Annotated in this window: 10 protein-coding genes; 5 read left to right on the top strand and 5 right to left on the bottom strand. The window is 51.4% G+C overall.

Annotation, left to right across the window (positions count from 1 at the left end):
* The first annotated feature begins 111 nt into the window (after positions 1–111).
* Both argH and CGC65_RS21970 read left to right on the top strand, forming a co-directional pair.
* Entirely contained in the window at positions 112–1,503 is a 1,392-nt protein-coding gene (argH, locus tag CGC65_RS21975; protein WP_002568469.1) for an argininosuccinate lyase, read from the top strand.
* A 109-nt stretch (positions 1,504–1,612) separates the two neighbouring features.
* Entirely contained in the window at positions 1,613–2,305 is a 693-nt protein-coding gene (locus CGC65_RS21970) for a Crp/Fnr family transcriptional regulator (protein ID WP_002568468.1), read from the top strand.
* 105 nt (positions 2,306–2,410) lie between these two features.
* Here CGC65_RS21970 and CGC65_RS21965 read toward each other — a convergent pair whose 3' ends face one another.
* From CGC65_RS21965 to CGC65_RS21950, 4 genes are all read right to left on the bottom strand, one after another.
* The gene (locus tag CGC65_RS21965) at positions 2,411–3,424 is read right to left on the bottom strand and encodes a DUF4340 domain-containing protein (protein WP_002568467.1); all 1,014 of its coding nucleotides are present in this window, start codon (positions 3,422–3,424) and stop codon (positions 2,411–2,413) included.
* Positions 3,425–3,513: 89 nt separating this feature from the next.
* Positions 3,514–4,905, bottom strand: coding sequence for a GldG family protein (locus tag CGC65_RS21960; RefSeq protein ID WP_002568466.1), 1,392 nt, complete (start codon positions 4,903–4,905; stop codon positions 3,514–3,516).
* A 5-nt stretch (positions 4,906–4,910) separates the two neighbouring features.
* Entirely contained in the window at positions 4,911–5,777 is an 867-nt protein-coding gene (locus tag CGC65_RS21955; protein ID WP_002568465.1) for an ABC transporter permease, read from the bottom strand.
* Complete coding sequence (locus CGC65_RS21950; RefSeq protein ID WP_002568464.1) at positions 5,774–6,871, bottom strand: ABC transporter ATP-binding protein; 1,098 nt, start codon at positions 6,869–6,871, stop codon at positions 5,774–5,776. Before CGC65_RS21950 ends, CGC65_RS21955 begins: the two co-directional genes overlap by 4 nt.
* Before the next feature lie 272 nt (positions 6,872–7,143).
* Between CGC65_RS21950 and tkt the strand changes: the two genes are divergently transcribed.
* From tkt to CGC65_RS21935, 3 genes are all read left to right on the top strand, one after another.
* A complete protein-coding gene (gene tkt, locus CGC65_RS21945; protein WP_002568463.1) occupies positions 7,144–9,126 on the top strand; it encodes a transketolase in 1,983 nt (660 codons plus the stop codon).
* Positions 9,127–9,338: 212 nt separating this feature from the next.
* Entirely contained in the window at positions 9,339–12,707 is a 3,369-nt protein-coding gene (locus CGC65_RS21940; RefSeq protein WP_002568462.1) for a response regulator, read from the top strand.
* A 169-nt stretch (positions 12,708–12,876) separates the two neighbouring features.
* Entirely contained in the window at positions 12,877–15,135 is a 2,259-nt protein-coding gene (locus tag CGC65_RS21935; RefSeq protein WP_002568461.1) for an extracellular solute-binding protein, read from the top strand.
* Positions 15,136–15,189: 54 nt separating this feature from the next.
* Here CGC65_RS21935 and CGC65_RS21930 read toward each other — a convergent pair whose 3' ends face one another.
* Entirely contained in the window at positions 15,190–17,241 is a 2,052-nt protein-coding gene (locus tag CGC65_RS21930; RefSeq protein WP_002568460.1) for a methyl-accepting chemotaxis protein, read from the bottom strand.
* Positions 17,242–17,399: the final 158 nt, after the last annotated feature.

Below are 17,399 nucleotides of genomic sequence, written 5' to 3'. Positions count from 1 at the left end.
GCAGCAAACCAGGAAAGCTGCAGCAAACCAGGAAAGCCGCAGTAAACCAGGAAAGCCGCAGTAAACAAGAATACAGGACAAAAGAAATTTAGAAATAAGGAGATAAGAGCCATGAAATTATGGGGCGGACGTTTTACGAAAGAGACCAATCAGCTGGTACACAATTTTAACGAATCCCTTTCCTTTGACCAGAAATTCTACCGTCAGGACATCAGGGGCAGCATAGCCCATGTGAAAATGCTGGCCAAGCAGGGAATTCTCACAGAACAGGACAGGGATGATATTATCCGCGGGTTGGAAAGCATTTTAGAAGACCTGGATAATGGGAAATTGGCCATATCATCCGATTCTGGATATGAGGATATCCACTCCTTTGTAGAGGGTACCCTGACGGAGCGGATTGGGGAGGCGGGAAAACGCCTTCACACAGGACGCAGCCGCAATGATCAGGTAGCCCTGGACATGAAGCTCTATACCAGGGATGAGATTGACGCCATCGAAGCGCTGGTGAAGGAACTGCTGGAAGAGCTGCTGGCGGTTATGGAGAAGAATACAGACACCTTCATGCCTGGTTTCACCCATCTTCAGAAGGCCCAGCCAATCACCCTGGCCCATCATATGGGCGCTTACTTCGAGATGTTCTCCAGGGACCGCTCCCGCCTTAAGGATATACGCAGGCGCATGAATTACTGCCCTCTGGGCTCAGGCGCCCTGGCAGGCACCACCTATCCTCTGGACCGGGAATACACGGCAGAGCTTCTGGGATTTGACGGACCTACCCTTAATTCTATGGATTCAGTGGCTGACAGGGATTACCTGATTGAGCTGCTCAGCGCCCTGTCCACTATCTCCATGCATTTGTCCAGGTTCTGCGAGGAAATCATAATATGGAATACCAACGAATACCGTTTTGTGGAGATTGATGATTCCTACAGCACAGGAAGTTCCATCATGCCTCAGAAAAAGAACCCGGACATCGCAGAACTGATCCGCGGCAAAAGCGGGCGCGTATACGGCGCCCTGGTATCCATGCTGACCACCATGAAGGGGATACCTCTGGCTTACAACAAGGATATGCAGGAAGATAAGGAGCTTACCTTTGACGCCATTGACACAGTAAAGGGATGCCTGGCCTTGTTTACCGGCATGATTTCCTCTATGAGCTTTCGGAAAGAGGTAATGGAAGCCAGTGCAAAGAACGGCTTTACCAATGCCACAGATGCGGCGGATTATCTGGTGAATAAGGGAGTGCCTTTCAGGGATGCCCACGGCATCGTGGGACAGCTGGTCCTTGCTTGCATTGCCAAAGGAATTGCCCTGGATGATCTCAGCCTGGAAGAATACAAGGCCATCAGTCCGGTGTTTGAGGAGGACGTATATGAGGCCATCAGCATGAAGACCTGTGTGGAGAAGCGCCTTACCATAGGGGCTCCCGGCCAGGAGGCCATGAAAAAAGTCATTGGGATATATAAAAAACAGCTGGATATGGATGATGTCCGGTGATGCTGAATGAGATTTTATCTCACAGAAAATCCCTCTTGACGGAAAAATCTCTTAATTATATAATATTTACAGCAAAAGAGTTGTAAATGCAACGGAAAGAAGGGCGAATATGGAGGAATGGCTGCCTCTTGTGAAAAAATCTCCGCTATTTTATGGCATAAATGATGACGAGCTCTATACCCTGTTAAAATGCTGTGCCTCGGAGCAGGTGCTTTATGAGGATGGGGAATACATTTTCCGCATGGGAGAATCCGTCAATAAGGTGCTGGTTCTGCTGAGGGGGAAGGCATGCGTTATCCAGGAGAATTTCTGGGGACATCAGGAACACATATATCATATAAAGGAAGGGGAGCTCTTTGGCCAGTCCTATTCCTGCGCCAGGACCCCGGTGCTGCCGGTGAGCGTGGTGGCAGAGGGGGGATGCGAGACCCTGTTCCTCAATTACCAGCGGATGATCACGTTTTGTCCTCTGGCCTGCGATTTCCATACCAGGTTCATACACAACATGCTGCGTCTGGTGTCGGAGCACAATGTGAAGCTGGAAAACAAACTGGAGCATGTGTGCCGCAGGACCACCAGGGAAAAGCTTTTGTCCTATCTGTCAGAGCAGGCCATGGCAAAAGGGGGCAGGGATTTTGACATACCCCATAACCGCCAGGAGCTGGCTGAGTATCTCTGTGTGGACCGGAGCGCTATGTCCAGCGAGCTGAGTAAGATGCGGGCTGAGGGGATACTGGATTTTCAGAAGAACCACTTTGTGCTCCATGATAGAGGTGCGGGGGATCGCAGGGAAGGGGCTTAAGGGCAATCCATATATTAGAACAGTTATAAAAAAGGGAGACAACAGGCAGAAATGCGGTGTTGTTTCCCTTTCATAATTTAGCACAACTTCATAGTATAATTCACATTACTTTGGGTAGGCAGCATTGAGACAACGCTCTGCCGCCTCTTTTGATATCAGATTCACGGCTCTGGAATCATCCTTTCTGGTATAGTAGCCTGTACCATCTTCGGTGGAATTTCCAATGGCCAATGATACGGCACTGTCCCTATCTCCGCTTTCATATGTCCAGGAAAGCGTCATAATCGGCTCAGACAGGCCATAGCTGCCTAATTCCTCATCGCTTGCCTTATATGATACACAGGACTGGAACGACAAACCGCTTATGGCATCCGCCAGATTATTAAGAGCGCCATTGTCATCCAGGCGGTTGGCCTCGTCCGCGTCAGAGTCCTTATACCAGGCAATATTGCCTGCGTCATCCACGGTCTTCTTACAGAACCGTCTGGTCTGTCCGTTCCTGGATACAGTGATTTCCCGGATGTCGGCACCAGCCACATGGGGAAGGGATTCTGTCTCAACAAAATCATAAAGTCCCTTGGCAGCTGTTTCGGTCAGATAACTGCCGATGGTATAAATCTGACTGTCCCCGTCCATAGCTGCATAATACTGGGCGGGGAGCTGGGAACCGTCCGGGCCTGAACCGCCGGTACCGGGAACCTGGCTTCCCACCAGGATAGAGTGAGAAGAACCATCAGAGGAAACGGTATCAAACCGTACGGAAGGGTTATCCAGGCCATATGCTTCCGGAGAATCCGCGCCTTCCAGCTTCCGCTCAGCTTTTAAGTGGGACAGAGTATCTGACAGGGTGGTCAGGGGATATTGGCGGATGGGGCAGTCCGTATCCCCTTTATAATACCAGGTACCGCCTTCCCGGGTAAAGGACAGACTCTTGCCGTCCTTTGTCCAGGACAGGGAAGACAGCTCCGGAAGGTCGGTCATATATACAGAAGCATTTTCCGGTGACAGGGCCTGTGATTCAGCATTCCTCCCCTGATGCCAGGTGATAATGCCGTAGGCTGCGCATAGAAGGACCAGGGCTCCCAGAGCGGGAACCATTGGCCGTATATGTTTCTTCATGTTTAACCTCCTTTTTATGAGCACGTAAGTGACCGTATTCCGGTCACTTACGTGCGATACATGTTATATGTGATGCGTATAAACGTGATTTATAGCTTCCGGCGCTTCAGCCAGATCACAAAGCCTGCAATCAGGAAAATGACAGGAATCACGATAATAAACAGCGCACTCCACAATCCGGCGGATGTTACCATATTATAGGTAATATCCAGACTTTTGCTGGGGATGGACAGCGGTGTGACTCCGGGCAGTCCGCTGGCCGCGGCGTTCATGAACAGAGTCAGGTTGGTGATGCTGGGGAAACGTGACAGGATGGAATCATCAATCATGCTTGGCGCTGTGATGACGGTAAGCATGGAGGATGTGCCTTCTTCCTCGTTTACAGTCTCCGTGGCCACAGCTCCCAGCACATAAGTGCCCTGCGTCTTTTCCTGCGTGGCAGGATCCACTAAAAATGCAGAATCAGAGGTAGTCAGGAAGGGCTGGACCGCAATGTCCTCCGAAGGATTTTCCTGTATGGTCATACCCGCAGGCTGGACCAGAAGGGCCGCTGCGGAGGAATCAATTCCTGAGAGAAGGCTGCTGGCAAAGTCGTAATCCGGAATTACGTTAAAGGGATTATTGTTGTAGTAATGCTGGGGAGCCGGGTCGGCCACAAATCCATTTTTCAGGTCCATTCCGTACTGGGAAATGAAATCTGTCAGATTGGACAATGTATCCTGGGTACAGCCGGCAAGGAGCAGCATGCGGCCGCCGTTTTTCAGGTAATCGGTCAGAGTTTCTTTTTCATCCGCGGAGATATCCTTGACAGGTGCGTTCATGATGAGAAGGCTGCAGTCCTGGGGAACGGCTCCCTGGGTGAGCAGATTCAGATCGGCTGCATTCATGCCGGATTTATCCATGGCATCTGAGACGGCTGACGAGAGGGCGGTTTCCCCGTGTCCGGCCAGGGTATATACGGTCGCCGCTGTATCGCTTGTGACATAGCGGATGGCGCTGGTAATCTGTCCTTCACCGTCAAAGGCGGTTTCCTTGATTTGCCCGTACTGGTAGTAAACCATGGGGTCAAACTGGATGATATCGTCAAATGAAATGGATGTTTTTTTTCCGGTGGACTCGCAGGATACAATCAGATTGCCGGGCTCTGTGTCCAGGGAAGCAAGTACATCCGGGTGAAGCACAGGGTCATTGGCTTCCACCGAAATATGCGGGGAAAGGTCCTTATACAGATTCACAAAGGATGTAATCCTCTCATCCACTGAGTTGGGATCGGCCACAATATGGATGGTAACGTCTCTGTCCAGCTGTGCCAGGATGTCCCTGGTTGTATCACCCAGGGTAAGGATTTTGTTGGAACTTAAGTCATGTTTCAGGTATTTGGCAGAAAGCTTTCCCACTATCAGGTTGAGTACAATGACAGCGGCAATGACCACAAGGGTGAACAGTGCCATATAGCTGCCTTTTTTACATTTTCTGGTCATATGATTCAACTCCATCTTCTTTTCTCGATTGACTGGACCGTCAGGAACAACAATATACCGGCCACACTCAGATAATAGACAAGACCGCTGACATCCAGCATATGGCTGCTGACAATGCCGTCAAATACGTCTGTCAGTACGATTTTTCCCAGAAGTCCGGTCAGAGCCCGTTCAAATATGCTCTGCTTTACGAAAAAGGTTCCTATAAGGACTGCCGCTCCGGCTGCTTCCAGTCCAAGGGAAAGGGGGATATGGCCGGTCAGCCGGTATAGGATAAAACACACCAGGGTCCACAGGATAAGGAAACCGACCAGGGAACCTGATGCGGCAGCCGGTATAAAGTTTAAAAGCCCTGGCCAGAGGATGCTGAGCAGCAGTATGCCGAAGGTCCCTGCAGCGGCTATGAGCTGGCTTTCCGTAAGGGAGGAGATGAAAAGCCCAATGGCAATATACACACATCCCAAAAGGAAGAAGGCCAGTATAGATGCATAGTCCTCGGTCAGATAAGCGGTGCCGGCGCTTCGGATGATAAGGGGACAGAGGCAGGCAATGGCCATGGGGACAGCCAAAATAGTGACCATGGAAAGAAATTTTCCCATAACAATGCCCCATACGGACACAGGGGAGGTGAGAAGCAGCTGGTCTGTCCGCGCCCTGTGTTCATCCGACATGCTGCGCATGGTCAGAATCGGCACCGCAATCATAAGTATCATCAGGATGGAATTAAGTGTATAAGAAAAATAGGGGTAACCGTTAATCATATTGTAAACCATGAAATAAATGCCCATGAACATGGTCATGAAAGCAATGAAAACATAGCCTGTCATGGAGCAGAAATAGGATTTCAGCTCCCGCTTATAGATAGCTCTCATTGGGAATCCTCCTCCTTTGATGGGTCTGTGGGGTCTGTGACGCCTCTGTCCTCCCGCAATTTCGGGGAGTCCTCTGTCAGCTCCAGGAATATTTCTTCAAGGGATGCCTTGGAGGGAGCCATGGACAGGATGGGAAGTCGATGATTGGCCAGGGCGTAAAAAATGGTTTCGCGGATATCTGTCTTAGCGCCGGAAGCAATGCCGCCGGGAGCAATGCCGCCGCCGGGAGCAATGCCGCCGCCGGAACCAATACCGCTCCCCGAAACACTGCTATCTTCATCCCCTCCAAACTGCAGATTCACCACACAGGTGCCTGCCTCGCCTCCGGCCCCTATACGCTCTATGGACAGACCGTGAATTTCCTCCAGCACAGGCATTACCGTTTCCTCGCTGCCTTTTACCGTCAGCTCCAGGCCCGCGGCGCCTTTTAAACGTTGTTCCAGGTTTTCAGGAGTATCGCTGGCAATCAGCTTTCCGTGGGCAATAATCATGATATGGTCGCAGACAGCGCTTACCTCGGACAGGATGTGGGAGCTCAGGATGACGGTATGCTGTTTGCCCAACCCCTTTATCATATCCCGTATCTCAATGATTTGTTTCGGGTCCAGTCCCACAGTGGGTTCATCCAGGATGATAACAGAGGGCTTCCCTAAAATAGCCTGGGCCATACCCACCCTCTGGCGGTAACCCTTGGACAGATTTCGGATCAGCCGTTTTCTGACATCCGTAATCTTAACCAGTTCCATCACTTCCTGTATAGCGTCCTTCTGCCCTGCTTTCGGCAGCTTTTTAAGGCAGGCCGCAAATTCCAGGTACTCATCCACGGTCATATCCATATACAGAGGCGGAATTTCCGGCAGATACCCGATGCGTTTTTTTGCGGCTTCAGGCTCTTCCAGTATGTCGTGGCCGTCTATGATGACCTGGCCCTCTGTGGCGCCCAGATAACCGGTCATGATGTTCATGGTAGTGGACTTCCCGGCTCCGTTAGGGCCCAGGAAGCCGTATATCTGGCCGTCTTCCACCCGGAAGCTTAAATGGTCCACTGCCAGATGGCCGCCGTAATCTTTTACAAGATTTTTTACTTCAATCACTGATTGTGTCCTCCTGTCAGTTTTTTATAAACATATACACCAAACAGTTTTAAAATTAAAATGTGATGAAAATGTGTTTAAATTATAATCTTTTTATAACAATTGTTTTTAAATTTGCAAAATAACGCAAAGAACCGCAAAATGTTGCACTGATTTTTGCGAGAAAAAGTATTGCCCTGCATGGATGGAATTGGTATAATAAAGGGCAGTTGGTAAAAAAATAACATCTATGATGCGTGGGCCCCCTCGGGGGCACCGGAATGGAGGGAACTATGAATCAGATTGATACCATGTCAGTCAATGCAATCCGCGTTCTGGCAGCAGATGCTGTACAGAAAGCCAAATCAGGCCACCCAGGTCTTCCTTTGGGAGCCGCAGCCATGTCCTTTGAGCTGTGGGCAAAACATATGAACCATAATCCTAAGAATCCGGGATGGGAGAACAGGGACCGTTTTATCCTTTCAGGAGGCCATGGCTCCACACTGCTGTATTCCCTGCTTCATCTTTTCGGCTACGGCCTTACAAAAGAAGATATGATGAATTTCCGCCAGATGGATTCTCTGACACCGGGACATCCGGAGTATGGCCATACAGTAGGCGTTGAGGCCACCACAGGCCCTCTGGGCGCAGGCATGGGCATGGCAGTCGGCATGGCTATGGCCGAGTCACATCTGGCAGCTGTATTCAACAAGGACGGATATCCGGTTGTTGACCATTATACCTATGTGCTGGGCGGCGACGGCTGCATGATGGAGGGCATTTCCTCCGAGGCGTTCTCACTGGCAGGTACCCTGGGACTGGGCAAGCTTATTGTATTTTATGATTCCAACCGTATTTCCATCGAGGGAAGCACAGATATTGCATTTACAGAGAACGTGCAGAAGCGCATGGAAGCCTTTGGATTCCAGCTGATTACCGTTGAGGACGGAAATGATCTGGATGCCATCGGCAAGGCCATCGAGGAGGCAAAGGCAGATACCGCACGTCCGTCTTTCATCACCGTAAAGACCCAGATTGGCTACGGCTGTCCCGCTAAGCAGGGCAAGGCCAGCGCTCACGGCGAGCCTCTGGGAGATGACAATGTAAAAGCCATGAAGGAATTCCTGAACTGGCCGTCTATGGAGCCTTTCTATGTACCGGATGAAGTATATGCCAATTATAAGGCATACGCTGAGAGAGGCGCTGAGACAGAGGAAAAATGGAACGCATTATTTGCGGAATACTGCGGGAAATATCCGGAGATGAAGGAATTATGGGATAAATTCTATAATCCCAATCTGGCTAATGATGTTTATGACAGTGAAGACTACTGGGCATTTGAGGACAAGCCGGATGCTACCAGAAGCCTGTCCGGCAAGCAGCTTCAGAAACTTAAGAACCTGATGCCGAACCTGATTGGAGGAGCAGCAGACCTGGCTCCGTCCACTAAGACCTATATGGCTGATATGGGGGACTTCTCCAAGGATAACTATGCCGGACGCAACCTGCATTTCGGCGTCCGCGAGCTGGCCATGTCCGCTATCGGAAACGGTCTTATGCTTCACGGCGGCCTGCGGGCATTTGTGTCCACCTTCTTTGTGTTCAGCGATTATACAAAGCCGATGGCAAGGCTGTCCGCTCTTATGGGTGTGCCCCTTACCTTTGTATTTACCCATGACAGCATCGGCGTGGGCGAGGACGGACCAACCCATGAGCCCATCGAGCAGCTGGCTATGCTGCGCGCCATGCCTAACTTCCATGTATACCGTCCGGCGGATGCCACGGAGACAGCTGCTGCATGGTACAGCGCCGTATCTTCCAAAAAGACTCCTACGGCTCTGGTACTCACAAGACAGAACCTGCCACAGCTGGCCGGATCCAGCAAGGAGGCATTAAAGGGAGCCTATATACTGGAAGATTCCGCAAAGGAAGTTCCGGATGCCATCATCATTGCCACTGGTTCCGAGGTGGAGCTGGCAGTGGGTGCAAAGGCAGAACTGGCAAAAGAGGGCGTGGATGTGCGTGTTGTCAGCATGCCCAGCATGGACGTGTTCGAGGAGCAGCCTGAGGATTACAAGGAGAAGGTCCTTCCAAAGGCAGTTCGCAAGAGAGTGGCGGTAGAGGCACTGGGCGATTTCGGATGGGGCAGGTATGTGGGCCTTGACGGAACCACCGTCACCATGAAGGGCTTTGGCGCCAGCGCACCAGCGGGACAGCTCTTTAAGAAATTCGGATTTACGGTTGAGAACGTTGTGGCAGCCGTGAAGTCACTGTAGACATAAACAGCTGCTGCTCAATGGCAGTTAAAACCGGACCCATGAAGAACAAGCTGCTTCTTCATGGGTCCGGTTTCATTTAAAGCAGGATAAAGATATATTCAGGCGGCACTGTGCGTATTTGTAAAATTGACAAATAGCTTCCCAAATAATATAATATTATTCAAAGCTGTTTAAAGTTATATGGTTTCCAGAAAAGCGAGGTACGGCAGATGAAACAGATACGAAAAAAACATAAGTTTTCTCTGCCGATAACCATCACAGTCTGTATCGCCCTTGCGATTGTCTTTTACTTATCATTATCTTATTTCCTGGAAGGATACCGCAGGGACATCTACGACCGCATCATCAATTCCAATATCTCTGCGCTGAAAGAGACAACCAGCACCCTGATTTCCAAGACAACCGAAGGTTTTGACCATTGCCGGCATGAGATACGCGTGCTGGGAATCGGCATGTCCGAAGAACTGAAGGAAAATGGTTTTGACTCCATTGACGGCCTCAGCAACGGGGACCGCAGTTATCTCAGGGATTTTAACAAAGTGTCTGTGTTCGATTACTGCGTACTGCTGAATGAATCAGGCCGCGGTGTCTACAGCCAGGGGGATAGTGTGAAACCCATCAACCTGTATTCCAGTCAGGCCTATGTGGACTGCCTGAACAGCCCGGACGGGGAGGCGATCAGCTTTATTTCAGACCCGTTCAGCGCTTCGGGGCAGGATGTGGTGGCATTCTCCTGCCGCGCGGGCTCTGTCATACTGATTGGAATTTACAGCCAGGAATCCTTTCGGGCCCTTTATGATTCCACTGCGTTCGGGGACAATGCTTCCTATATGATCACCACTGACTCAGGTCTGATTCTCTCCCGCACCCATGTGAACCGGGAACTGGGAGAGACCCTGAATCTGTTTACATATTTTGAGGAAAATCCCCTGAATGCGGAATTCTTTAAGCCGGACGCCCAGGGCGGCACGGAATATGAACGGGTGCTCTCTGATTTCAGGGACGATAAAGGCGGCAGCGCCGAGATTTACTTTGGGGATTCCCGCTATGAGCTTGTGTATGCGCCCATCCCGCGGACCGGCTGGGATTTCATTTCCTGTGTCTCCTATGACCACATTACGGCGGACGCGGCGCAGATTAACCAGGAGACCATCCAGCTGACCATGTTTATCATTGTGCTGATGCTGGGCATGTTTCTGGTGATTGTAATTATGCTGGTATTCGTGGTGCGCGCCAACGCATCCAGGGAAGCTGTTCGCCGCGACCGTATTTTCACCCTGATGACCCATTATGTGCCCAATGTGATTGTCATTGCTGACAGTGAAAGCGGTGCTATTGAGTATGCGTCCCGCAACACGGAACAGGTCCTGGGGATTGAGGATGCATTTGGAAATGCTATAGAAGATAAGTTCTTAAGCTGTATCAGCGGCAGCGACCGCCAGGCGGTCCTGGACCTGATAAGCCGGGTCCGCAAGGGAGATTGTGCCAGCGGAAGCCTGAAGCTGCATTTTACCCGGCCTGACATCCAGAAGGATATCGTGCTGTCCCTTAACGCCTATCTGATTTCGGAACAGGACAGCAGCCAGCGCTTTATCACTGTGACTCTGGAGGATATCACGGAACGGGAGCAGTCCCGCAGGCGCCTGGAAGAGGCGCTGGAGAGCGAGGCACGGGCCAATGCTGCAAAGAGTACTTTCCTGGCCAGTATGAGCCATGATATCCGTACTCCCCTGAATGCGGTAATCGGCCTGACCAATCTGGCTCTATATTCACCGGAGGACAGCAAAAAGGTGACCGAATGCCTTCAGAAAATCGCTAATTCCTCCCAATTACTGCTGGGACTGATTAACGATGTGCTGGACATGTCCAAAATAGAATCCGGCAAAATGCAGCTGGCAGAGACAGAGTTTGAACTGGGTGAATGGCTGTCCGGCGTGGTTACGGTGACCCAGTCCCAGACAGGCGTGCGTAGCCAGCATTTTGACGTCAATGTCTGGAACATTACCCATGAATTGCTGTGCGGCGATACGGTGCGCCTGGGGCAGGTGCTTACCAATGTGCTGGGAAATGCGGTGAAGTTTACGCCAAAGGACGGGGAAATCTATCTGGATATCACGGAGGTACCATCACAGGATCCTTCATTTGCCAGCTTTGTATTCCGGGTCAGCGATACCGGCGTGGGCATGAGCCGGGAATATATGGGCCGGATTTTCGAGATGTTTTCACGGGACCAGAATTCTTATAAACAGGGAATCCAGGGAACCGGCCTGGGCATGGCCATTACCAAGCGCATTGTGGATCTGATGGGCGGCACCATCCGGGTGGAGAGCGAGCCGGAAAAGGGCACCACCTTTACCATTGGGCTTTCCATCCGTTTAAGCAGCCGCCATGTGCCTCTGGCCGCAGGCTGCGCCATGCTGGTCATCGGCGAGCCGGGAAGTGAGGAAAAGTGCAGGGATGCAGTGGAAAAGCTGGAGGAAATCGGTGTGGATGCTGCCTGGGAGACAGACTATCAGGCAGCTGTTTCCCTGGCGGCCCAAAAGAGGGCGGCAGGCCGTCCTTTCTCCATGGCATTTCTTCCCTATAAAATGCTCCGCTTTGACCGGACCTTAACCGGAGAACAGCTGAAGCGGGATTTAGGCGGGGATACGCTTTGGCTTCTGGGACTGAAACCGGATGAGCAGGAGCTGTTTGAGGAGATTAAGCAGAAGGGATTTAAATATACAATCAGCCTGCCTCTGTTCCGGATGAGCCTGTACCGGAAAATTACCGGAATGCTGGGACAGGGGGAGAGCATATCCGGCGGACTGGCAGGGGAGTTAAAAGGCGTGCGTTTGCTGGTGGTGGAGGACAATGCGGTCAACCTGGAAATCGCAGTGGAAATGCTCTCCGGACTCATGGGAGCGGCGGTGGATACTGCCCGGAACGGAGAAGAGGGATGCACCCGTTTTCTGGATGCACCTGAGGATACATATGACGTGATTCTCATGGATTTACAGATGCCGGTTCTGGGAGGACTGGATGCGGCCCGCAGGATACGGGAGAGCATCCATCCCCGGGCAGCGTCCATCCCTATTATAGCCCTGACAGCCAATGCCTTTGAGGAGGATCGCAGAGAAGCCCTTGAGGCAGGGATGAATGGTTTTGTTCCAAAGCCCATAGACTTCGCGGTCCTGGCAAAGGAGATTGGCCGGGTGCGGCGTGAGGGCCGCTGCCTGCGGCTTTTGTTGGCGGAGGACAATGAACTTAACCGGGAGATAGCAGCAGAGCTGATACGGGCCGACGGCCAGCAGGTGGATGCGGTGGAAAATGGACACCAGGCACTGGAGGCATATCTCAATGCTCCGGACGGCACATATGACGCCATCCTGCTGGATTTGCGCATGCCGGTCATGGACGGCTTTGAGGCAGCGGCAGCTATCCGCAGCAGCCAAAGAAAGAGTGCCGGATCCATTCCTGTCTTTGCGTTTACATCCAGCAGTGAGGATGAAGTGCGGTCAGAGGCGGCGCGGGCAGGATTCGGCGCTGTACTGACAAAGCCCATCAATATGGAACAGCTGCGGGGCCTGCTGGGCTAAAAGGGCTGTCCCTGAACGGCTGGGGCAGCCGGTACGGCCGGAGCTGTGGGGATGGGGCTGTGGGGCTGGAGCTGTGGGACTGGAGCTGTGGGGATGGACAGGAGGATACCCGGTACGGCAGCGAAACGTGATTCACGAAAACCATACCCGGGGAAGAGGGAGAATAAATATGAAGAAACGGATGGTAATAGGGCTGTTTCTGGTGCTGGTGCTGATATCTGCTGCTACCGGATGCACGGCCGTTTGGGATACCGGGGCCACAGAGGATAAGAAACAGAGCGGTGCGCAGCCGGCTGAGGAGCCGGTTGTGCTGCATGTGTACAATACCATGGGTGAGAATATCAATACGGAGCAGGCGGAAGCCTATATCCATCGCACGATGCCCGGAGTTAAAATTGAGAGCACATATGAAATAGCGCCAAAGATGGAGAATGCCCAGCTGGCAGCGGTGCGCAGCGGAGGCGGCCCGGAAATCCTCTATACACAGGATTATTATACCTATGTCCAGAGCGGTTATCTGAAGGATTTGACCTCCGAACCATTTTTGAAGAACTACATGATCAGCGCCTTAAATGATGCGGAGGTAGGGGGTAAGGTATATGCCCTTCCGGTTGGAAACGGGTATATCTCAGGGCTGATGGTGAACAGACAGCTCCTGGCGGATATGGGATATGATATGCCCCGGACACAGGAAGAGTTTATAGGGCTCTGCCGCCGGATTCAGGAGAGAAGGGAGGAGACCGGGGTACGGGCCTATGCCTTTGGGATGCTTTACAATGACGCAGCAGCAGTGGTGGCCATGCCCTTTCTTCTGGATGCGTACACGGACAGCGAATATGTGCAGTGGCTGAATCTGTACCGGAATAATCCGGCAGGGGTTTCCTTTGAAAATCCGGCATTTGCCCGTGTCCTTAAGGGAATTGATGAGCTGGAAAGCATGGGGCTGTATGAGAACGGCGACTTCCTGATGAGCAGCAAACAGAATCTGCGGGAGGTGGTTCGGGGAAACGCAGTCATGTGTTCGGTGAGCTATGTGGACTATGCGGTTCATTTTGAAGAGAAGCTCAGGGATGTGAACGGGGTCCCAAGCTTTAAAATAGAAAAGGACGGCAAACAGGTATGGGTGAAGGCTGAGGACTTTGTATTCATACCATATATGGGAAGAACCAGGGAGGATCGCTGGCTGGCCACCAACGGGGACTGGTATCTGGGAATCAATGCAAACATAACAGACGAGACTGTCCTCAGGGCCTGCCGCCTGTATCTGGAATATGTGGCCTCCACAGAGTTTGCGCCGGAATATTACAGTGCTTCGGTTCCCGTGGGCGCTACCACCTACTACCGGCGGGATGACACATTAAATTATGATTATTTTCAGAATACCCATCCTGAATTTTACCAGTGCCTTACAGAACACTCCATTGTGAAAAATCCTTACCAGTTTTACGGTTCGGATTTGTTTACCTTTGCCCTGCGCCATTACCTGTGCGGACAGAACTATTATGCGGGTCTGGAAGGCGCCAGCTCCTACATGAAGATTGGCGGCACAGAGGGGATGCTGGAGGCGCTGGAAGAATACCGCACTACAGGGAAAAACCGTTACCAGGTCCCGGACCATGTGGTCGGGAAGACAGATAAGACATACAATTATGTGCGTATATTTTCCCGCTCCAATGAATCAGCTCTGGGAAACCTGCTGGCTGATGCCCTGCGCCGGTACACGGGCGCAGATCTGGCCGCCATCAATGCAGGAACTCTGACAGCGGAGCTTGAGGAAGGGGAGATAACAGAGTCTGATTTGGCCACCTCCATGCTCTACGGCCTGAACAACCATGTGGTCACTGTGCGCTGCAAGGGCGCGAACCTGATATCCATACTTTCCACCAATAACCTGACCGATGCGGTGAGAGCGGACCAGTCCAGTGTGTTCGGCGGCATGGTGATTCCCTCCGGTTTCACCTATACCATTACCTACGAACCGCTGGAGGATAATGCGTATGGGGGACAGGCGGAAATCAGCGATGTCCGCCTGTCAAACGGAGAAACGATAGACCCTGACGCCTGGTATACGGTGGCGACCACGGATTATGAGCTGGGGGGAAGCGACGGCTGGGACGCGTTTACGGTGTTACCACCGGACAAGCCGGCTCAGCTGCCTGAGGGGATTGCCCTCTACCAGACCTTTGACCCTGGAAATGAGAGCGCATGCAGGTTATTTGACCTGAGTACGGACACCTATGACGAGCAGTATCAGCAGATAACGGACTGGGCCAGAAATCAGCCCAACATCATTGACGCGGTGATTGCCTATATTGAGAGCCATAGTGAAAACGGAGTGCTTGAGCCGGTCACCATCGACGGAAGGATCCGGATTGTCAATATGCCGGAGGGGCTGGATGTGGAGAAAAACAAGATCCGACTGGATTGACGGCGGGGAAGGAGAATTCCTGGCGGCAGGAGCAGCCGGCTCTTTCCTGCAATATTAATATTTAGTTTCATCACATCCCTGAACCATGTAATTGGACTCATCAGGGACCGGCATCACGGGCTCCTCCCCGGATTCCGTGCTGCCAAATTTAAACTGCCCAACCAGATTTTTGAGGATCTGGGCCTGCCCGGACAACTCTTCGCTGGCAGCCGCGCTTTCCTGTGCTGTAGCTGAATTTGTCTGGACAACGCTGGAAATCTGGTCTATGCCCTGTGTGACCTGTCTGGCGGAGGACGCCTGGTCTGCACTGGCCGCGGAAATCTCATTGATGGCCGCAGATACATCCTCAACGCCATTTACCACTTCGTCCAGCGCCAGAGCTGTCTCACTGGCGATTTTGGTGCCGCGTTCCACCGCATGAAGGGATCCCTCAATCAGTGATGATGTATTTTTAGAAGCATCGGCGGATTTTCCCGCAAGATTGCGTACCTCATCCGCCACCACCGCGAACCCTTTGCCTGCTTCTCCTGCCCGGGCGGCTTCTACCGCGGCGTTCAGCGCCAGGATATTAGTCTGGAACGCGATATCCTCAATTGTCTTTATGATCTTACTGATTTCACCGGACCCTTGATTGATGTCATCCATGGCTGTCAGCATTTCCTTCATGCGCTGGCTGCTTTCTTTTGCCTGGTCCATTACAGAGGCAGCTTTTTCGCTGGCTGTTTTCGCATTGCCGGCATTTTTATCTATATGATTGGAAATCTCGTTTACAGTAGCAGCTAATTCCTCTATGGAGGACGCCTGCTCGGTCGCCCCCTGGGAGAGTGCCTGGGCTCCTGCCGCCACCTGTTCAGAGCCGCCGGCCACCTGCTCGGCACTCTGGTCAATGTTCCTTAAAACTGCTGATATCTCCTTTAATATTTTGTACATGGAGTCGGAAAGTGGTTTAAAATCCCCCACATATAAATCCTGGGACTGGCTGGTGATGGCAAAGTTACCTGCGGCCATCTGGCTCAGCCCCCAGTCAATATCATTGATAATATTGCTTATGGAATCAGTAATGAGACGGGTGGCTTCGGATAGTCTGCCCGTTTCGTCTTTGGAATGTATGACAGGTACCTGTGACTTTAAGTCACCTTCCGACAGTTTCTGGATCCTTTCCGTGCAGATGTGGATGGGATTGCCGATTTTCTTGGCCAGCCAATAAGCGATTGCCACTGCAGCAATCAGTGATATTACTAACAGAGCACATGTGATTCCGATAGAAGTAAGGGTCGCTCCCATAAAATCCGATGTGGGTGCCGTGATGGCCATGCCCCATCCGTCTGTGCCGGCGATTGGAGAGTAGGCGGCCAGCTTCTGCACACCGTTAATTTCATATTTGTCAAAGCCGCTTTCGCCCTTTCTTATTTTTCCATGTATGGCAGCCAGCCTGGCCAGTGATGAATCGGATTTCGCTTCCTCTTCTATGTTTTGTGTCATGATTGTGCCGGTGGTGTTGTCCGCAATGGTATAACCATCTGAATTGATGGCATAAGCTGCACTGTTATCGCTGATGTGCACTTGTGAAACGATATCATTTAAAAATGTACTCTGCGGAACAAAGAACACCACGCCTGCGATTGTTGTATTAGGCCGTCCGTCCTTCCATAAGGGAGCAGCCACAATAATAGACAATTCTCCGTTGACTTTGCTGACCAAAGGATCGGATATATTGGCCTGGCCGGCCATGGCTTTATGGAAATAATCCCGGTCAGAATAGTCCTTGCCGTCAAGGGCGCTGATTCCATCCGGCCCTATGATGTTCCCTCTCTGGAAACCGTACTGTTTTACCTTGTCATCAATCAGAAGCTGCTTATTCCCAGGGCTCTGCTGGGGATCCGTCAGCCGTGCGATGGTTCCTGTGTCAATAGCCACGTTAAGATAGGATGTAAGTTCATTTGCAACCTTGTCGGACGCGATCTTGACGGTTTCCCTGAGCGTCTGCTCCAACAGCTGATTGGTACTGCTGTAATTCAGACAGATGCCTGCGCCCCCTAAAATGCTCAGGCATATGACAACAGTCAGTGACATGCATAATAAAATTTTTCCTTTTATACTTTTCATCTTCCTTTTACCCCTCTTTTGTGCTGATGGATTTAATATACATACTATCTTATATATTCGACACATTTTTGGAAAAAAGAAGAGGATCTATGCAGATTTAAGGTTATATATTCGTATATTTTTTAATATATTACCGGTTTTTCAAGTTAAAAAGGCTC

The sequence above is a fragment of the Enterocloster bolteae genome (assembly GCF_002234575.2).
Classification (GTDB): Bacteria; Bacillota; Clostridia; order Lachnospirales; family Lachnospiraceae; genus Enterocloster; species Enterocloster bolteae.
This window is presented reverse-complemented; position numbering and strand designations above follow the sequence as displayed.